This is a genomic window from Variovorax sp. KBW07 (assembly GCF_003852515.1).
Classification (GTDB): domain Bacteria; phylum Pseudomonadota; class Gammaproteobacteria; order Burkholderiales; family Burkholderiaceae_C; genus Variovorax.
This window is the reverse complement of the sequence record NZ_QAJK01000163.1, coordinates 18,494-35,945: the sequence shown is the minus strand read 5'-3', so window position 1 is coordinate 35,945 and position 17,452 is coordinate 18,494. Positions and strand designations below refer to the sequence as shown.

Annotated in this window: 17 protein-coding genes; 12 read left to right on the top strand and 5 right to left on the bottom strand. The window is 68.5% G+C overall.

The window, feature by feature from the left end:
* Nucleotides 1-2 precede the first annotated feature (2 nt).
* Together serB and DBV14_RS28740 are read right to left on the bottom strand one after the other, a co-directional pair.
* The gene (serB, locus tag DBV14_RS28745) at nt 3-722 is read right to left on the bottom strand and encodes a phosphoserine phosphatase SerB (protein ID WP_124464586.1); all 720 of its coding nucleotides are present in this window, start codon (nt 720-722) and stop codon (nt 3-5) included.
* Nucleotides 719-1,600 carry a LysR substrate-binding domain-containing protein gene (locus DBV14_RS28740; RefSeq protein ID WP_260397262.1) on the bottom strand — a complete coding sequence of 294 codons (882 nt, stop codon included), beginning with the start codon at nt 1,598-1,600 and terminating at the stop codon, nt 719-721. Before DBV14_RS28740 ends, serB begins: the two co-directional genes overlap by 4 nt.
* Nucleotides 1,601-1,827: 227 nt before the next feature.
* Between DBV14_RS28740 and DBV14_RS28735 the strand changes: the two genes are divergently transcribed.
* The 4 genes from DBV14_RS28735 to DBV14_RS28720 are packed head-to-tail and all read left to right on the top strand — an operon-like array spanning nt 1,828 to nt 7,017.
* Nucleotides 1,828-2,922, top strand: coding sequence for an ABC transporter ATP-binding protein (locus tag DBV14_RS28735; RefSeq protein WP_124464583.1), 1,095 nt, complete (start codon nt 1,828-1,830; stop codon nt 2,920-2,922).
* A gap of 16 nt (nt 2,923-2,938) precedes the next feature.
* Nucleotides 2,939-4,585: an iron ABC transporter permease gene (locus DBV14_RS28730; RefSeq protein ID WP_124464581.1), complete on the top strand. Its 1,647-nt coding sequence runs from the start codon at nt 2,939-2,941 to the stop codon at nt 4,583-4,585.
* 24 nt (nt 4,586-4,609) lie between these two features.
* A complete protein-coding gene (locus tag DBV14_RS28725; RefSeq protein WP_124464579.1) occupies nt 4,610-5,590 on the top strand; it encodes an ABC transporter substrate-binding protein in 981 nt (326 codons plus the stop codon).
* Nucleotides 5,591-5,622: 32 nt separating this feature from the next.
* Nucleotides 5,623-7,017, top strand: a complete 1,395-nt coding sequence (locus DBV14_RS28720; protein WP_124464577.1) for an L-serine ammonia-lyase — start codon at nt 5,623-5,625, stop codon at nt 7,015-7,017.
* Between the two features lie 51 nt (nt 7,018-7,068).
* Here the strand turns inward: DBV14_RS28720 and DBV14_RS28715 are convergent, their stop codons facing one another.
* The gene (locus DBV14_RS28715) at nt 7,069-7,701 is read right to left on the bottom strand and encodes a LysE family translocator (protein WP_124464575.1); all 633 of its coding nucleotides are present in this window, start codon (nt 7,699-7,701) and stop codon (nt 7,069-7,071) included.
* A 72-nt stretch (nt 7,702-7,773) separates the two neighbouring features.
* On the opposite strand from DBV14_RS28715, the gene DBV14_RS28710 reads away from it, so the two are divergent.
* Nucleotides 7,774-8,253, top strand: a complete 480-nt coding sequence (locus tag DBV14_RS28710) for a GNAT family N-acetyltransferase (RefSeq protein WP_124464573.1) — start codon at nt 7,774-7,776, stop codon at nt 8,251-8,253.
* Nucleotides 8,254-8,271: 18 nt separating this feature from the next.
* Here DBV14_RS28710 and DBV14_RS28705 read toward each other — a convergent pair whose 3' ends face one another.
* Nucleotides 8,272-8,976: a GntR family transcriptional regulator gene (locus tag DBV14_RS28705; RefSeq protein ID WP_260397261.1), complete on the bottom strand. Its 705-nt coding sequence runs from the start codon at nt 8,974-8,976 to the stop codon at nt 8,272-8,274.
* A 359-nt stretch (nt 8,977-9,335) separates the two neighbouring features.
* Between DBV14_RS28705 and DBV14_RS28700 the strand changes: the two genes are divergently transcribed.
* The 6 genes from DBV14_RS28700 to DBV14_RS28675 are packed head-to-tail and all read left to right on the top strand — an operon-like array spanning nt 9,336 to nt 15,884.
* Nucleotides 9,336-10,076 carry a DUF969 domain-containing protein gene (locus tag DBV14_RS28700; RefSeq protein WP_124464571.1) on the top strand — a complete coding sequence of 247 codons (741 nt, stop codon included), beginning with the start codon at nt 9,336-9,338 and terminating at the stop codon, nt 10,074-10,076.
* Between the two features lie 5 nt (nt 10,077-10,081).
* Nucleotides 10,082-11,038 carry a DUF979 domain-containing protein gene (locus tag DBV14_RS28695; protein ID WP_124464570.1) on the top strand — a complete coding sequence of 319 codons (957 nt, stop codon included), beginning with the start codon at nt 10,082-10,084 and terminating at the stop codon, nt 11,036-11,038.
* Nucleotides 11,038-11,730 (top strand): pyroglutamyl-peptidase I, encoded by a 693-nt coding sequence (pcp, locus tag DBV14_RS28690; RefSeq protein WP_124464569.1) that lies wholly within the window; start codon nt 11,038-11,040, stop codon nt 11,728-11,730. Before DBV14_RS28695 ends, pcp begins: the two co-directional genes overlap by 1 nt.
* A gap of 35 nt (nt 11,731-11,765) precedes the next feature.
* On the top strand, nt 11,766-12,545 hold the full coding sequence (locus DBV14_RS28685) for a LamB/YcsF family protein (RefSeq protein WP_124464568.1): 780 nt from the start codon (nt 11,766-11,768) through the stop codon (nt 12,543-12,545).
* A 2-nt stretch (nt 12,546-12,547) separates the two neighbouring features.
* A complete protein-coding gene (locus DBV14_RS28680; RefSeq protein ID WP_124464633.1) occupies nt 12,548-14,134 on the top strand; it encodes an urea amidolyase family protein in 1,587 nt (528 codons plus the stop codon).
* A gap of 16 nt (nt 14,135-14,150) precedes the next feature.
* Complete coding sequence (locus tag DBV14_RS28675) at nt 14,151-15,884, top strand: biotin carboxylase N-terminal domain-containing protein (protein ID WP_124464566.1); 1,734 nt, start codon at nt 14,151-14,153, stop codon at nt 15,882-15,884.
* Between the two features lie 16 nt (nt 15,885-15,900).
* On the opposite strand, the gene DBV14_RS28670 is transcribed toward DBV14_RS28675, so the two are convergent.
* Nucleotides 15,901-16,788: an AraC family transcriptional regulator gene (locus DBV14_RS28670; RefSeq protein ID WP_124464564.1), complete on the bottom strand. Its 888-nt coding sequence runs from the start codon at nt 16,786-16,788 to the stop codon at nt 15,901-15,903.
* A gap of 117 nt (nt 16,789-16,905) precedes the next feature.
* Here DBV14_RS28670 and DBV14_RS28665 point away from each other — a divergent pair, with 117 nt between their 5' ends.
* The gene (locus tag DBV14_RS28665) at nt 16,906-17,451 is read left to right on the top strand and encodes a carboxymuconolactone decarboxylase family protein (RefSeq protein WP_124464562.1); all 546 of its coding nucleotides are present in this window, start codon (nt 16,906-16,908) and stop codon (nt 17,449-17,451) included.
* Nucleotide 17,452 lies beyond the last annotated feature (1 nt).

The window sequence follows — 17,452 nt, the reverse complement described above, 5'->3', positions numbered from 1 at the left end:
GTTCAGGCGCCGGTGCGCGGGCCGGCGGGCAAGCCGTCGAGCAGGTCGAGCAACCGGTCGAGCCCGCCTTCGTCGATGGCCACCATGGCTTCCTCGCGCACCCTGGGCTTGGCGTGGTAGGCCACCGACAGCCCGGCCGCCCGCATCATCGGCAGGTCGTTGGCACCGTCGCCCACGGCAATCGCCTGGGCCGGCGAAATGTCCATCGCGCGGCAGCATTCGAGCAGCTTGTCTTTCTTGGCATCGCCGTCGCAGATGTCGCCCCATGGCTGGGCCAGCATGCGCCCGGTCAGGCGGCCGTCTTCGATTTCGAGCACGTTGGAGCGGGTGTCGTCCAGCTTCAACCTGTCCCGCAGGCGGTCGGTGAAGAACGTGAAGCCGCCGCTCAGCAGCACGACCCGCAAGCCGGCGCGCTTGCAGGCGTCGATCAGCGTTTCGGCGCCGGGGTTCAGGTGCAGGCGCTGGTCGTACACGGCCTGCAGCGCGGACAGCGGCACGCCGCGCAACAGGGCCACGCGCCGGCGCAGGCTTTCCTTGTAGTCGGCGATCTCGCCGCGCATCGTGGCGTCGGTGATGGCCGCGACCTCGGGGCCGCAGCCCGCGATGTCGGCGATTTCGTCGACCGTCTCGATGTCGATCAGCGTCGAGTCCATGTCGAAGGCGATCAGCCGGAAATCCGAAAGCCGCAAGGTGGGTGGGCGGTGCCCGGGTGTGTGGTTCATGGGTTGCTTCCCGCGGTCCAGTGCTGCGTGCCGAGCCAGTCGACGAACTGCCGCGCCAGCGCGGCCACCGGGCCTTCGGTGCGGTACAGCGCGTACACGCCCGAGGCCGTCAGGCGGGGCTCGGGGAACACAAGGCGCAGCCGGTCGGCGCGGATGTCTTCTTCGAGCAGGCACCAGGGCGCCAGGGCCAGGCCCAGGTCGTTCATGGCGGCCTGCATGCAGAGAAACTGGTGGTCGAACACGGGGCCCGGCAACTGGGGCGGCACGCGCACGCCGGCCAGCTCGAACCAGCGCGGCCAGTTCTCCAGCCCGCCGGTGGCCTGCAGCAGCGGGTGCCCCAGGCAGTCGGCAATGCTGGCAATGCGATGGCGCTCGATGAAGCGCGGCGACGCCACGGCCACCAGGTGGTCGTCCAGGCAGCGCACGCAGGTGTGGTCGGGGCGCTGCATGGGCATGCGGCGCACCAGCACGTCGCTGCTGGCCTCGGCCTGGCCGAAGAACTGCCGGCCCAGCGTCGACAGCTGCACGTCGGCCAGCGGCGCGAGCGCCTGGAACCCGGCCAGCCGCGGAATGAGCCACTTCATGGCCAGCGAAGGCGTGGTGCACACCCGCAGGCTGGTGCGCTGGTTGGGCGACTTCAGCGCCGCCGTGGCGCTGGCGATGCGGTCCAGGCTGGCCTGCACTTCGGCGAAGTAGTCGCGCGCATGCGGCAGCAGCGTCGCGCCGCGCGCCTCGCGCGCAAAGAGCGGCTGCCCCAGGTAGTCCTCCAGCAGGCGGATCTGCTGGCTGACTGCGCTGTGGGTGATGCTGAGTTCGTCGGCGGCCGCGGTGAAGTTGGCATGGCGCGCCGCCGCTTCGAAGGCGCGCAGCGCTTTCAAAGGGGGGAGGCGTCGGGTCACCACATGCGTACCTTGGCGAACAGGCTTGTCTTCCTCATGCGTTTTTATGTGTTCGGTTGCTTGCCGCCTTCGTTCGGGAGGCCGGCGGGCATCGTAGACCGGGAAGCCTGCAGAAAAACTAACAGGCAGCCTTAAAAAAAACGGCTGGTGGCACGCGGGGGCCGCACCTAGCATCGCGCTTCTTCTTTCCACCCTGAACAAGAGACATGGCTTCCATCACCATCGACAACGTCGTGAAGCAGTTCGCCAACCAGACGGTGCTGCAGAACCTGTCGCTGCATGTGCCCGATGGCGCCTTCTATACCCTGCTGGGCCCCAGCGGCTGCGGCAAGACCACGCTGCTGCGCTGCATTGCCGGCTTCAACGATCCCGACGGCGGCCGCATTCTTTTCGACAAGGACGACGTGACGCGCGTATCCACGCACCACCGCGACATCGGCATGGTGTTCCAGGACTACGCGCTGTTCCCCGACAAGACGGCCTTCGACAACGTGGCCTACGGGCTGCGCGCGCGCAAGGTGCCCAAGGCCGAAATTGCCCGGCGCGTCAACGAGGCGCTGGACAAGGTGAGCCTGCTGGCGCTGGCCGACCGCTACCCGGCGCAGATGAGCGGCGGCCAGCGGCAGCGCGTGGCGCTGGCCCGCGCGCTGGTGATTCGCCCGCGCGTGCTGCTGATGGACGAGCCGCTGTCGAACCTCGACGCCAAGATGCGCCTGCAGATGCGAGACGTGATTCTCGACCTGGTGCGCGAGGCCGGCATTACCACCGTGTTCGTCACGCACGACCAGGAAGAAGCACTGGCCATGTCGGACCGCATCGCCATCATGGACCGCGGCAGCATCGCGCAGCTGGGCACGCCCGAAGAGCTGTACGGCACGCCGGTCAATGCCTACGTGGCCGACTTCATCGGCTCGGCCAACGTGATCCCGGTGCCGGCCGAACGCGTGGGCACCGCGCCGGCCGGGTCCGCCGGCGGTGCTCCGCCGCATGTGCGCTACCAGCTGTGCGGCCAGCAGCTCGACGGCATGCAGGGCAGCGCCACGCTGGGCGCGCAGGGCATTCTCATTGCGCGCCCCGAGGCGTTGTCGTTGATGGCGCCGGCGCCGCATGTGCCGAACGCCATCGCGGGCGAAGTGCTGAGGCGCCAGTACCTGGGCTTCAAGACCGCCTACCGCATCCGGCTGCACGACAACTCCGAGATCCGTGTCGAGCTGCATGCCGGCAACATGGTGGCCGACTTCCAGGCCGGCGACGCGGTGCAAGTGCTGGTGCCCGCCGACAGCCGCATCGTCGGCGCCTGAGCAGGACATGCGCGCCATGAAAATCAACTGGTGGCCCTGGGGTTTTTTGACCCTGCTCAGCCTTGTGCTGCTCCTGTTCTTCGTGTTCTATCCATTGGGCACGCTGTTCGTCAACAGCGTGCGCGACGAGTCGGGCGCGTTCTCGCTGTCGGGCTTCATCACGCTGCTGCGCGACAGTGAATACCTGCTGGCGTTTCGCAACACGCTGGTGCTCGGCGTGGCGGTCACGGCCTGCACGGTGGCCGTGGGCGTGCCCTTCGCCTACATGGTGGCGCGCTACGACTTTCCGCTGAAGAACCTGGTGGCGGTGCTGCCGATCATGACCATCGTGATCCCCGAGATCATCGTCGGCCAGTCGTGGCTGCTGCTGCTCGGCAACAACGGGCTGGTGACCAACCTGCTGGCGGGCGTGGGCATCGAGCTGCCGACCTTCTACGGCTGGACGGGCATGGTCTTTTCCATGACCTTGGTCTACTACACCTACATCTACCTGGGTGTGCTGGCCGCGTTGCGCGGCTTCGACGGCCAGCTCGAAGAAGCCGGCCTGAGCCTGGGCACTTCGCCGCTGGTCACCAAGCTGCGCGTGCTGGTGCCGGTGATCCTGCCCGCGGTGCTGGTCAATGCGCTGGTGGTGTTCACGCTGGTGGTGGGCAACTTCGCGCTGTCGGTGGTGCTGGGCAACAGCGTGCCGCTGCTGTCGGTCATGACGTACAACGCCTTCGTCGGCGAGATGGGCGGCAGCCCGACGCTGCAAAGCGCGATGTCGGTGGTGTCCATCGGCATCGTGGCCATCGTGCTGTTCTTTCAGAAGCGTGTGGTCGAACGCAAGATCTACACGATGACGCAGGGCCGCGCGCCAGCCGTGGTGCGCGTGCGCTCGGGCGCGGCGGTGCTCTACACGCTCAGCGTGGGCGTGATCATCGTGCTGTCGATGCTGCCGCTGCTGATCGTCTTCGTGGGCGCCTTCACCGAGACCAGCGGGCCCGTGATGCGCTGGGGCCAGTGGTCGCTGTCGAGCCTGGAGCGCGCGCTGCGCGGCGCGCCCGAGCCGATCTTCAATTCATTGAAGTTCGCCTCGATGGCCACCGTGGTGGGCGTGGCCTTCGCGGTGCTGGTGAGCTACCTGACGATCAAGAAGCGCAACCCCTTCACGCAACTGCTCGACTACATCGTGGTGCTGCCGCTCACCATCTCGGGCACGGTGCTGGGCATTGCGCTGGTGCAGACCTTCAACACCGGCTGGCTGGTGCTGGCGGGCACGTCGGGAATCATGGTGCTGTGCTACACGGTGCGACGCCTGCCCTTTGCGGTGCGCAACGCGTCGTCGACGCTGTTCAACATCTCGGACTCCATCGAGGAGGCGTCGATCAGCCTGGGCGTGTCGCCGCTGAAGACCTTCTTCAAGGTGCTGCTGCCGGCCATGAAGGCCTCGATCATCTCGGCCGCCATCCTGATGTGGGTGACCACCATCTCGGAGCTGTCCGCGTCCATCGTGGTGTACACGGGCGGGCTGGAAACCATGCCCATCGCCATCTTCCGCCAGGTCGACGGCGGCCGCCTGGGGCTTGCATCGGCCTACGGCGCGGCGCTGGTCAGCGTGATCCTGCTGCCCATCGTCGTGTCGATCAAGGTGTTCCGCATCAATCTCTTCTCCAGCAAATAACCAACTTCAACCTGCGAGGTTTTCATGTCCTTCAAGTCCCTGGCGAAATACGCGGCCGCGACCCTGGCCCTCATGGCGGGCGTTGCCGGCGCGCAGACGGTGGTGCTCTATTCGTCCAACAACACGGAAACCGTCGAGACCGCGCTGGCGGTGGTCAAGAAGAAGGCGCCCGGGCTCACGGTGCAGCAGGTCACGGGCGGCACCGGCACGCTGATGAAGCGCATCCAGGCCGAAGCCAAGAGCCCGCGCGGCGACGTGCTGTGGAGCGGCGGCTTCGGCACGCTGGGCGCCTACAAGGACCAGATGGCGCCCTACAAGTCGCCCGACCTGGCGGCCGTGCCCGCCGCCTTCCGCGGACCGAACGACCTGTGGGTGGGCACCAACGTGCACGTGATGGTGATGATGGTCAACGAGCGCCAGCTCAAGGGCATGGCCGCGCCCAAGACGTGGTCGGACCTGATGCGCCCCGAGTGGAAGGGCAAGTTCGCCATCACCGATCCGAGCAAGAGTGCCACGGCCTATATGCTGGTGTACGGCCTGCTCAAGCAGTTCGGCCGCGACGGCCTGGCCAAGCTGGCGGCCAATGCGGTCATTACCGCGTCTTCGGGCAGCACCTACAAGGGCGTGGCCGCCGGCGAATATCCGGTGGGTCTGACCATCGAGTACGCGGCGCAGGAGTACGTGGCGGGCGGGCAGAAAGAGATCAAGCTGGTCTACCCCACCGAGGGCAGCTACCTGGCGCCCGAAGGCATGTTCATCGTGAAGGGCGCGAAGAACATGGACGCCGCCGTCGCGCTGTACAACGGCCTGCTGAGCAAGGAAACGCAGCAGGAGCTGCTGGTGAAGAACTTCCGCCGTCCGGTGCGCAGCGACATCGCCGTGTCCAAGCTCACCTCGCTGCCTGACCTGAGCGCCATCAAGATCTTCCCGCTCGACCAGGAAGCGGCCTCGGCCGAGTACGAACAGCTCGTGGCCCTGTGGAACCTGGCGGTGAAGGCGCGGTGAGCGACGTCACGAAGGCACAGTCGGGACGGTCGATGTCCACGCCCGTCAGCGCCTTCGATCTTTTCAAGATCGGCATCGGGCCGTCGAGCTCGCACACGGTCGGGCCGATGATCGCGGCCCGGCAGTTCGCCTGCCTGCTGCAATCGCAAGGCCTGCTGCCCAAGGTGACCGCGCTGGTGACGCAGCTGTACGGCTCGCTCAGCGCCACCGGCCGCGGCCATGGAACGGACCGCGCGGTGCTGCTCGGGCTCGAAGGCCATCGGCCGGACCTGATCGATCCCGACGCCATCGAGCCCGCCGTCGCGGCCATCCGCCAGGAGCGGCGCCTGCGCCTGCTCGGCGTGCATGCCGTGGCCTTCGACGAAAAAGAGCACCTGCTCTTCATGCGCAAGAGCCTGCCGTACCACCCGAACGGCATGCGCTTCATCGCGCTCGACGCGCAGGGATTGCCGCTGGCCGAGGCCGACTATTTTTCCGTGGGCGGCGGCTTCGTGGTCGACGCGGAAGGTGCCGGCGTGCGCAACGAAGAGGGCGTGCAGCGCCCGCCTCCCGCCGCGCTGCCCTTTGCCTTCGAAACCGGCGCGGACCTGCTGGCGCAATGCAAGGGGCACGGCAAATCGATTGCCGCGCTGATGATGGACAACGAAACGCAATGGCGCCCGCAGCCCGAAGTGCGGGCGCAACTGCTGCGCGTGTGGGAGACCATGGCCGGCGCCGTGCGGCGCGGTTGCGCGAGCACCGGCACCTTGCCCGGTCGCATGCAGGTGCGGCGGCGCGCGGCCGACCTGTTCCGGCAGCTCCAGGGCAACACGCCCGGCGCCGCGCCCGATCCGCTCGCGGCGATGGACTGGGTCAACCTGTACGCGATTGCCGTCAACGAAGAAAACGCGGTCGGCGGGCGCGTGGTCACCGCACCCACCAACGGCGCGGCGGGCGTGATTCCGGCGGTGCTGCACTACCACCAGCGCTTCTTTCCCGGCGCGGGCGACGATGCGGTGGTGGAGTTTCTGCTCACTGCGGCGGCCATCGGCATCATCTACAAGAAGAACGGCTCGCTCTCGGGTGCCGAGGTGGGGTGCCAGGGCGAAGTCGGCGTGGCCTGCTCGATGGCGGCGGGCGCGTTCGCCGCGGTGATGGGCGGCACGCCCGGGCAGATCGAGAATGCGGCCGAGATCGGCATGGAGCACAACCTGGGCATGACCTGCGACCCGATCAGCGGGCTGGTGCAGATCCCGTGCATCGAGCGCAACGCGATGGGGGCCGTGAAGGCCATCAATGCCGCGCGCATGGCCTTGCGCGGCGACGGCTCTCACTTCGTCTCGCTGGACAAGGTCATCCGCACCATGATGCAGACCGGTGCGGACATGAAGACCAAGTACAAGGAAACCTCGCGCGGCGGCCTGGCCGTGAACATCGTCGAGTGCTAGGCGCCGATGCGATGCCCGGGTGCCATGGCCACCCGCGTGGCTTGAAGCGCCTCAGGCCGCCGGCCGGCGCGTGAAGGCCAGGATCAGCCCGAAGCCGACCATCATGCTGCCGCTGATCCGGTTGAACCAGCGCATCGCGCGGCTGCCGTTGGCCAGCCGGCGCATGCGCGCGCCGAGCAGCGCGTAGAGCGCGATCGCGACCAGCTCGAACACCAGGAAGGTCACGCCCAGCAGCACGTAGCTCGACGCATAGGCGCCGGGCACCACGAACTGCGGAAAGAAGGCGGTGAACACCAGGATGGCTTTCGGGTTGCCGGCCGCCACGGTGAACTCCTGGCGCACCAGCGCGCGCATCGACGGCGGCGCCGACGCATCGCGCGCCTGCACTTCGGCCGTGGGCGCCGGAGCGCGCAGCAGGCGCACGCCGATCCACACCAGGTACGCGGCGCCGATGTACTTGATGATGTCGAAGGCCAGCTCCGAAGCCACCAGCACCGCGCCCATGCCCAGCCCCGCGATGGCGATCATGAGGGCAAAGGCCACGAGCCGCCCGCTGGCCGCGATGACGGCCGGCGACACGCCGTGGCGCGCCCCGTTGGTCACCGACAGCAGGTTGTTGGGGCCGAACGCCATGTTGATGGCGAAGCAGGCGGGCAGGAACAGCAGGTAGGCGGACAGGGTCATGGCGCATCCGGCGGCAAGGCATTGCAGGGCCGGTCATTATTTCAGTTCAACCCAGGCATGCAAGCAACGACGATGACGACGACGACGAACCCACCCCTGCACCTACGCACCGCCGCATTGGCGGACCTGCCCGCCATCGCGGCCATGCTGGCCGACGACGTGCTGGGCGCATCGCGCGAACACGCGGCCGATCTTTCCATCTACGAAAACGCCTGGCGGCAGATGCAGGCGCAGGGCGGCAACCAGGTGCTGGTCGCGGTGCTGGGGCAGGAGGTGGTGGGCTGCCTGCAGCTCGTGTTCATTCCGGGGCTGGCCCGGCAGGGTGCGTTGCGGGCGCAGATAGAAGGCGTGCGCGTGGCGTCGGCCCACCGCGGGCAGGACATCGGCGAGCGCATGTTCGCCTTCGCCATCGAGTTGGCCCGTGCCGCGGGCTGCCGGCTGGTGCAGCTCACCACCGACAAGCGCCGCACCGCCGCGCACCGCTTCTACGAGCGCCTTGGCTTCGAGGCCACGCACGAGGGCATGAAGCTGGAGCTGGACGCAGCGGCCTGACCCGGCCTGGGGGCGAGCCTAGTTGTCGATGCCGCCTTCGGGCATCTGCCGTGCGTAGACCGCGAGCACGATGCGCTCCGAGTGGATGAGGTAGTCGTTCAGCGCCACCGCGCCCTCGGCGAACTTGCCGGCCTCGATGAGCTCGAGCAGCTTGGTGTTCATGTCCACGTAGGGCGCGTGCAGGAACTCCGGGTCTTTCAGCAGGCCGAAGGCCAGCCGCAGCTCGACCAGGATGTGGGCGAACAGGATGTTCAGCCGCTCGCTGTCGGCCAGCTCCACGATGGCCATGTGGAACTCCATGTTGGCCGTGCCCACGCCCAGCCAGTCGCCGGCGTCGCGGCACCTCAGCGCCATCTCGACCGCATCGCGCATGTGCTTCTTGGCGGGGTGGCGCGGGTAGGCCTGCGCCAGCGCCTGGCATTCGATGAGGCGCCGCACCCGGTAGATGTCGATGATCGACGCGATGCTCGGCACCGCCACGAACACGCCCCGGTTGGGCGCGTGCTTGAGCAGCCCTTCCTTGGTCAGCGTGCGGAACACCTCGCGCAGGGTGTTGCGCGAAATTTCGAGGCTGTCGGCCAGCGCGGCTTCGGACAGCCGCTGCCCCGGCGAGAACTCGCCCTTCACGATCTTCTGGCGAATGCGCTCGGCCACCCGGTCGTTCAGGGTCTGCGCGCCGGCGGCCGGCGAGGCTGGGGAGGTGGGAGAGGCCTGTCGGTTCATGCCGGGTGGGATGGAAAAAGGGGGGGCGTGGATGCCTCGCGCTCACCGGCCGTGCGGGCCGGGCGACACCGTCCCAAAGGGGGAGAAGGGCGCGGCGTGCCTGCTTTGTAGCAGATTTTCCCTGTGCCAAGCCGCCAGGCAGGCGCTGCGGCATGTGCACCAAAGAATGCATTTTTCAGGGTTTTCACGGGGGTGCGGTGGCACTGTTGTTGGGCACACTGCACAAAATTGTTCAACAACTTGTTTGAAATGACTGATTCATAAGAAATGAATTGCTCATTCATTGGCACGGGGTTTGCATCAATCGACTCACCAGCGCACTCGCCCAGGGTGCTTCCGAGTTCAAACGAAAGACCAACATGACTCCTGATATTCCTCTGTGGCCGCTGATTGGCGTGGCCGTGATCATTGCGGGGTTCATCCTGCGCTTCAATCCGATGCTGGTGGTGATCGTCACGGCCATCGTCACGGCGTTTGCCGCCGGCTTCGGCCCGATGGCGGTGCTCACGGCCATAGGCACCGGGTTCATCAAGACGCGCAACCTGCCGCTGATCATTCTTCTGCCGCTCGCGGTGATCGGGCTGCTCGAGCGGCACGGCCTGCGCCAGCATGCGCAGAACTGGATCAGCCGCATCAAGTCGGCCACCGCCGGCCGCCTGCTGATCGTCTACCTGGCCGCGCGCGAACTCACTGCGGCCATGGGCCTGACCAGCCTGGGCGGCCATCCGCAGATGGTGCGTCCGCTGCTCGCGCCCATGGCCGAAGGCGCCACCGAAACCCGCTACGGCAAGCTGCCCGACCGCATCCGCCACAAGCTGCGCGCCTACGCCGCGGCCACCGACAACGTGGGCCTGTTCTTCGGCGAAGACATCTTCGTGGCCTTCGGCGCCATCGTGCTGATGACCACCTTCCTGCACGAGGCCGGCATCGACGTGGAGCCGCTGCACATCGCGATGTGGGGCATTCCCACGGCCATTGCCGCTTTCATCATCCATGCGTGGCGCCTGCGCCGGCTCGACCAGGCGCTGGCGCGTGAACTGGGCGGTGCCGCCGGCACGGCCGAGCTGCCGGTCGCCGTGCCCGCCAAGGAAGGACGCTGAGCATCATGATTCTCTCGATCCAGCACCTCTACATCCTGGTCGGCCTCATCCTCGCCATCACGGCGATCATGACGCTGACCGACACCAAGCATCCCAAGCGCTACACCAGCGGCCTGTTCTGGGCGCTCTATTCGATGGTGTTCCTGGTCGGCGACAAGCTGCCGCCCGCATGGGTCGGCGTCGGCGCCATCGCCATGGCCGTCATCGCAGGCATGCGCGGCGTGGGTGCGGGCAAGCACCGCGAGCCCACGCCCGAGCAATACCAGGCCAGCGCCACGCGCCTGGGCAACAAGCTGTTCATGCCGGCCCTGGCGATTCCGCTGGTCACCGTGATCGGCACCGTGCTGATGAGCAAGGTCAAGATCGGCGACGCCTTCCTGCTCGACCCCAAGAACACCACGCTGGTGAGCCTGGGCGTGGGCTGCGTGGTGGCGCTGGCGCTGGCCTGCTGGCTGACGCGCGAGACACCGGTGCAGGGCATGCGCGAGTCGCGCCGCCTGACCGACGCGCTGGGCTGGGCCGTGGTGCTGCCGCAGATGCTCGGCATGCTGGGCCTGGTGTTCTCCGACGCCGGCGTGGGCAAGGCGGTGGCGTACATCACCACCAGCTACATCAACATGGACATCCGCTTCGTCGCCGTGGTGGTGTACGTGCTGGGCATGGCGCTGTTCACCATCATCATGGGCAACGGCTTCGCGGCCTTCCCGGTCATGACGGGCGGTGTCGGCGTGCCGGTGCTGGTGGGCGTGTACCACGGCGACCCGGCGGTAATGGCGGCCATCGGCATGTTCTCGGGCTACTGCGGCACGCTCATGACGCCCATGGCGGCCAACTTCAACATCGTGCCCGCGGCGCTGCTGGAGCTGCCCGACAAGAACGCGGTGATCAAGGTGCAGATACCGACCGCGGCAGCGCTGCTGGTGGTCAACATCTTCCTGCTGTACTTCCTGATGTTCCGTTGATGGCCACGCGCAGCAAGACCCCGGAAGGCGAAGCCCTGCGCGTGCTGGTCGCGGGCTTCGAGCCCTTCGAGAACGACCCCGTCAACCCCGCGTGGGAAATTGCGCGCTCGCTCGACGGCTGGACCTGCGAAGGCGCCACGGTGCGGGCGCTGCAACTGCCCTGCGTGTTCGGCCGCGCGATCGAGCGGCTCGACGAGGCGCTGGCCGACGTTCGGCCGCAGCTGGTGCTGTGCCTCGGCGCGGCCGGCGGGCGCACCGAAATCTCGCTCGAGCGCGCCGCGCTGAACATCGACGACGCACGCATTCCCGACAACGCCGGCTTCCAGCCCATCGACACCGCGGTGATCGAGGGTGGGCCGGCGGCCTACTTCTCGACATTGCCGATCAAGGCCATGGTGCGCGACATGCGCGCGGCGGGGCTGCCGGCGGCGGTGTCCAACACCGCCGGCACCTTCGTGTGCAACCACATCTTCTACGCGCTGATGCACCGCCTGGCGACCGTGCCGGCGCTGGTGCAGTCGAAGGCACGCGGCGGTTTTCTCCACGTGCCCTACCTGCCCGAACAGGCCGCGTCCAAGCCCGGTGTGGCCAGCATGGCATTGGCCGCGCAGGTCGAAGCCCTGCGCGTGGCGATACGCACCGCGCTCGCGGTGCGCGACGACGTGCGCGAAACCGCCGGCCGCCTGCATTGACTACCAGGGCGTGAACAGCACGCCGGAGACCAACGATGAACATCGACTTGAACAGTGACCTCGGCGAGAGCCTCGGCGTGTGGCGCATGGGCGACGACGCCGCCATGCTGGGCATCGTGAGCAGCGCCAACGTGGCTTGCGGCTTTCACGCGGGCGACCCCGCGGGCATCTTGCGCACGCTGCGCCAGGCCAGGGAACGCGGCGTCGCGGTCGGCGCCCACGTGGCCTACCGCGACCTGGTCGGCTTCGGCCGCCGCAACATGGACGTCGACAGCGCCGACCTGCGCGCCGACGTGATCTACCAGATCGGCGCACTGAAAGGCCTGGCCGCAGCGGCCGGCACCGAGGTGCGCTATGTGAAGCCGCACGGTGCGCTGTACAACACCATCGCGCACGACGAGCGCCAGGCGCGCGACGTCATCGCCGCCATCCGCGAGATCGACCCCAGCCTGTGCCTCGTGGCGCTGGCGGGCTCGCCGCTGCTGGGCTGGGCCGAGGCGCAGGGCCTGCGCGCGGTGGCCGAGGCCTTTGCCGACCGCGCCTACACGCCGCAGGGCACGCTGGTGTCGCGCCGCGAACCCGGTGCCGTGCTGCACGACGCGCAGGACGTGGCCGAGCGCATGCTGCGGCTGGCCAGCGACGGCGTGGTCACGGCCATCGACGGCAGTGTGGTGCGCATCCGGGCCGACTCGGTCTGCGTGCATGGCGATAGCGCGGGTGCTGTTGAGATGGCGCGCCGCGTGCGCGAGCGGCTCGAGGCGGCCGGCGTGAAGATCAAGCCCTTCGTGGACGCCGTGCAGGTGGCGTTCGCATGACGGTGCGCGTTCTTTCCGTCAACCTGAATGCGGTGCTGGTCGAGCTGGACGACCTTGCGCAGACACTGGCGCTGCTGGCGTCGCTGCGGGCCGAGCCCATCGCGGGCATCGAAGAGCTGGTGCCGGCCGCGCGCACCATCCTCATCACCTTCCGTCCCGCGGCGGTGTCGGCGGCGGAACTCGCACGGCAGGTGCGGCTGCGCCCGCTCGACGCGCGCGAGACGCGTGTCGACAAGCGCATCGAAATTCCGGTTCGCTACACGGGCGAGGACCTGGCCGAAGTGGCCGGCCTGCTCGGCATCACGCCCGACGAAGTGGTGCGCCGCCACACGGGCAGCGACTACAAGGTCGCCTTCACCGGCTTCGCGCCCGGCTTCGCCTACCTGGCCGGCGGCCACCCGAGCCTGAACGTGCCCCGGCGCGCGGTGCCGCGCACCCGCATTCCGGCGGGCGCGGTCGGGCTGGCGGGCAGCTTCAGCGGCGTGTACCCGCAGGCCAGCCCCGGCGGCTGGCAGATCATCGGCGTGACCGATGCGCCGATGTGGGACCTGTCGCGCGAAACGCCGGCGCTGCTGCAGCCGGGCGATACGGTGCGCTTCGTGGATGTCACGGCGTCGCGGGCGGCGTTGCCCGTGGCCGAGCAGGTTGTCGCGGCGCCGCCGCCCGCTTTTGTAGAAGGCAGCAGCGCCTTCGAGGTTCGCGCCGCCGGCCTGCAGGCGCTGTGGCAAGACCGTGGCCGCCACGGGCAGGCAAAGCAGGGCGTGTCGGCGTCCGGCGCGATGGACCAGCGGGCGCTGCAGGCGGCCAATCGCCTGGTGGGCAATGCCTCCGACACCGCATGCATCGAGATCGCCTACGGCGGTTTCCAGTTCACCTGCCGCGGCGAGGCCGTGGTCGCCGTCACCGGTGCCGATGGCCCGCTCACGTTGACGCGAGCCGATGGCGCGCAGTGGCCGCTGCCGCGTTGCCAGCCGGTGGCGCTGGCCGATGGCGACACCGTGACGCTGGGCGAACCGGTCGCCGGCATTCGCAGCTACCTGGCCGTGCGCGGCGGCTTTGCCATCGCGCCGGTGCTCGGCAGCTGCGCGACCGACACGCTGGCCCGCATCGGTCCGCCCGCCATCGCCACGGGCGACGTGTTGCCGGTGCGTGCAGTCGCATCCGGCGCGGTCGTCGGCGCGCCCGAAGCCGCACCGGCCGGCCTGCCGACCGTGCAGGAAGAAGTCGTGCTCGACATCGTGCTCGGGCCGCGCACCGACTGGTTCACCGACGATGCGGTCGAGCGCCTGTGCAGCCAGCCGTGGCTGGTCACGCCGCAGTCGAACCGCGTCGGCATCCGGCTGGCCGGCGAGCAGCCGCTGGTGCGCGCCGATTCGTCGGAGTTGCCGAGCGAGGGCACGGCCCGGGGCTCGATACAGGTGCCGCCGAGCGGCCAGCCCGTGCTGTTCCTGGCCGACCACCCGCTGACCGGCGGCTACCCGGTGATCGCCTCCGTCGCCACCCACCACCTGGACCGTGCGGGGCAGATCCCCGTGAACGCCCGTGTCCGCTTCCAACCGATGGCTGGCCTTGGCCCCATCGAACTTTGAGATCGAGAGTCTTCCGATGAAAAAAGTCCTGATCGCCAACCGTGGCGAAATCACCGTGCGCATCGCGCGTGCCTGTGCCGACTACGGCGTGCAATCGGTCGCCGTGTATGCCGACGCCGATCTGGACGCGCTGCACGTGCGCATGGCCGACGAGGCCCACGGCCTGGACGGCAATCGCCCGGCCGACACCTACCTGAATATCGGCAAGCTGCTGGCGGTGGCCCAGCGCAGCGGCGCCGACGCGGTGCACCCCGGCTACGGCTTCCTGTCCGAGAGCGCGGCCTTCGCGCAAGCGGTCATCGACGCCGGCCTGGTCTGGATCGGCCCGTCGCCGGCGGCCATCGCCCGGCTGGGCGACAAGGTGCAGGCCCGCAAGCTCGCGATGCAGGTCGGCGCGCCGCTGGTCGCGGGCACGGCCGACCCGGTGAGCAGCGCAGAAGAGGTGCTGGCCTTTGCCGAGCAGCACGGCCTGCCGGTGGCCATCAAGGCTGCGTTCGGCGGTGGCGGCCGCGGCATCAAGGTCGCATGGCGCATGGACGAAGTGGCGGGGCTGTACGAGTCGGCGGTGCGCGAGGCCATCACGGCTTTCGGCCGCGGCGAGTGCTATGTCGAGCAGTTCCTGGACCGGCCTCGCCACGTCGAGGCGCAGGTGATTGCCGACACGCACGGCCAGGTCGTGGTGCTCGGCACGCGCGACTGCTCGCTGCAGCGGCGCAACCAGAAGCTGGTGGAAGAAGCGCCCGCGCCTTTCCTGAGCGACGCGCAGCGCGAGCGCATTCACCAGTCGGCACGCGACATCTGCGCGGCGGCCGGCTACACCGGTGCCGGCACGGTCGAGTTCATGCTCAGCGCGAGCGGTGCCATTTCTTTCCTCGAGGTCAACACGCGGCTGCAGGTCGAGCACCCGGTGACCGAGGAAACCACGGGCATCGACCTCGTGATCGAGCAGCTGCGCATTGCCGACGGCCTGCCGCTGTCGATCACGCAGACGCCGGTGCCGCGCGGCCATGCCTTCGAGTTCCGCATCAACGCCGAAGACGTGGGCCGCGGCTTTCTGCCTTCGCCGGGGCCCGTCAAGGTGTTCGATGCGCCTTCGGGGCCCGGTGTTCGCGTCGACACCGGCGTTGTCGCCGGCTCGGTGGTGCCGGGCACTTTCGATTCGCTGATGGCCAAGCTGATCGTCACCGGCGCCACGCGCGCGCAGGCCATTGCACGGGCGCGCCGCGCGCTGAAGGAATTCCGCATCGAAGGCCTGGCCACGGTGCTGCCGTTTCACCGCGCGGTGATGGCGCACCCGGACTTCGTTTCGGAAGATGCCTTCAAGGTGCACACGCGCTGGATCGAGACCGACTTTGCGAACGCCGAGAGCGCCGCCGAGCGGCCCGAGCCGATGCCGGACACCACGCTGTACCGCACGGCCATCGAAGTGGGCGGACGCCGGCTGTCGCTGGGCCTGCCGCCCGAGCTGCTGCGCGGGCTGTCTTCGGCGGCGAGCGGCGTGGGAGCCGCACCGGGTGCGCAAGCGTCGGTGGTGGCAGATGCCGCTGCCGTGGCCGCGCCGGTCTCCGGCACCCTGCAAGGCTGGAAGGTCGCCGATGGCGACGAGGTGGCGCAGGGCACGGTCATCGCCGTGATGGAGGCGATGAAGATGGAAATGCAGGTGGTTGCGCACCGTGCAGGGCGCATCGCCATGTCCGCCGCGGCGGGTGGCTACGTGGCGGCCGGCGTGGCGATCGCGACCATCGGCTGACGCGCGCTGTCGCCGGCTATCTGGCGACGGCGGCGTCGACCGCCGCTTGCCGGGCAAGCCACGCGCGCGGCGACACACCGACCTTCTGCGCGAACACGCGTGACAGCGCCGACGCATTGGCATAGCCTAGCGCGTCCGCGATCACCTTCACGGACGCGCCGCTCCTGAGCTCGGCCTGCGCAATGGTCATGCGCCATCGGGCCAGGTAATCGGCGGGCGTGGCGCCCACCCGGCTCTTGAATCTCGCGGCGAATGCGCTGCGGGACATGCCCGCCTCGCGGGCCAGTTGCTCCAGCGGCCAGGCTTCGCCGGGGCGCTCGTGAAGCGCCACCAGCACGGGGGCCAGTTGCGGGTCGCCCAGCCCTGTCAGCAGGCCCACCGGCAGCCCGCTTTCTTCCGGGTGGTCGAGCATCCAGCGCAGCAACTGGATCAGCAGCACTTCGAACAACCGGTCGGCCAGCAGGCGGTGCCCGCAGCGCACGCGCGTGGTCTCCGCGAACAGCAATGCCAGCGAATGCTCGAGCCCTTCGACCGCGCGCAGCGGCATCAGCAGCAGCGGCGGCAGCGCGCGTGCCAGCGGGTGCGTGTTGCCGCCATCGAAGTCGAGCGTGGCGCACACGAAGTCCGAGCCTTCGGTGGGTGCGTTGTGAAAGTCGTGCGCCAGCGGTCGCGGATACAGCAGCAGGCTGGGCTCCTTGACCACCACCTTGCGCGACACGCCGGCACGTGGCGAATGTGTGACGACCATTTCTCCACGGCGCAGCACATGGAGAAATCCGCGCCCTTCTTTCGCCGCGAAATGCGTGACGCCGCACAAGGGCCCCGCATGGAACAGGTGCGCCCGCACGCGAAAGCGGTCGAGCAGGGACGAAAGCCGGTCCAGCGGCGGCGTGTCGGTGGCCATTGGATGAATAGGTATGTATGTCGGACGAATCAATACCGATCATACGGCGCGCCGAAAGAAACTGGCCCCGTGCATGTCGCACCCACCGTTTTGCAACCCGACTTTCAAGGACTCACCATGACTCGCATCCATCTCGTTTCCGACGCTTCGGCACAAGGCGACAGCAAGGCGCTGCTCGCCCAGGTTCACGGCGCGTTCGGCGCCACGCCCAACATGTTCCGCGCCGTGGCCAACTCGCCCGCCGCGCTCAAGAGCATGTGGGGATTTTTCGGCGCCCTGGGCGGCGGCGTGCTTCCCGCGAAGCTCGGCGAGCAGATTGCCGTTGCGGTGGCCGACCGCAATGCCTGCAACTACTGCCTGGCCGCGCACACGGCGCTGGGCCGCAAGGCCGGTGCTTCCGCGCAAGAGATGACGGCCGCGCAGGCGGGCGAGTCGGCCGACCCGCAAACCGCGGCGGCGCTGCGCTTCGCGCTCAAGCTCGTCGATGCGCGCGGGCAACTCGCACAGGGCGACGTCGAGGCGCTGCGCGCGGCGGGCTTCGACGACGAGCACATCGTCGAGATCGTGGCGCACGTCGCGCTGAACCTGTTCACCAACTACGTGAACGTGGCCTTCGACGTGCCGGTCGATTTTCCCGCGGTGAAGCTGCGCGCCGCGGGCTGAT

Bases quoted from the DNA above. Each gene is read 5' to 3' on its own strand.
- serB (WP_124464586.1), bottom strand. From the start codon at position 722: ATGAACCACACACCCGGGCACCGCCCACCCACCTTGCGGCTTTCGGAT.
- DBV14_RS28735 (WP_124464583.1), top strand. From the start codon at position 1,828: ATGGCTTCCATCACCATCGACAACGTCGTGAAGCAGTTCGCCAACCAG.
- DBV14_RS28730 (WP_124464581.1), top strand. From the start codon at position 2,939: ATGAAAATCAACTGGTGGCCCTGGGGTTTTTTGACCCTGCTCAGCCTT.
- DBV14_RS28725 (WP_124464579.1), top strand. From the start codon at position 4,610: ATGTCCTTCAAGTCCCTGGCGAAATACGCGGCCGCGACCCTGGCCCTC.
- DBV14_RS28720 (WP_124464577.1), top strand. From the start codon at position 5,623: ATGTCCACGCCCGTCAGCGCCTTCGATCTTTTCAAGATCGGCATCGGG.
- DBV14_RS28715 (WP_124464575.1), bottom strand. From the start codon at position 7,701: ATGACCCTGTCCGCCTACCTGCTGTTCCTGCCCGCCTGCTTCGCCATC.
- DBV14_RS28710 (WP_124464573.1), top strand. From the start codon at position 7,774: ATGACGACGACGACGAACCCACCCCTGCACCTACGCACCGCCGCATTG.
- DBV14_RS28705 (WP_260397261.1), bottom strand. From the start codon at position 8,976: ATGAACCGACAGGCCTCTCCCACCTCCCCAGCCTCGCCGGCCGCCGGC.
- DBV14_RS28700 (WP_124464571.1), top strand. From the start codon at position 9,336: ATGACTCCTGATATTCCTCTGTGGCCGCTGATTGGCGTGGCCGTGATC.
- DBV14_RS28695 (WP_124464570.1), top strand. From the start codon at position 10,082: ATGATTCTCTCGATCCAGCACCTCTACATCCTGGTCGGCCTCATCCTC.
- pcp (WP_124464569.1), top strand. From the start codon at position 11,038: ATGGCCACGCGCAGCAAGACCCCGGAAGGCGAAGCCCTGCGCGTGCTG.
- DBV14_RS28685 (WP_124464568.1), top strand. From the start codon at position 11,766: ATGAACATCGACTTGAACAGTGACCTCGGCGAGAGCCTCGGCGTGTGG.
- DBV14_RS28675 (WP_124464566.1), top strand. From the start codon at position 14,151: ATGAAAAAAGTCCTGATCGCCAACCGTGGCGAAATCACCGTGCGCATC.
- DBV14_RS28670 (WP_124464564.1), bottom strand. From the start codon at position 16,788: ATGGCCACCGACACGCCGCCGCTGGACCGGCTTTCGTCCCTGCTCGAC.
- DBV14_RS28665 (WP_124464562.1), top strand. From the start codon at position 16,906: ATGACTCGCATCCATCTCGTTTCCGACGCTTCGGCACAAGGCGACAGC.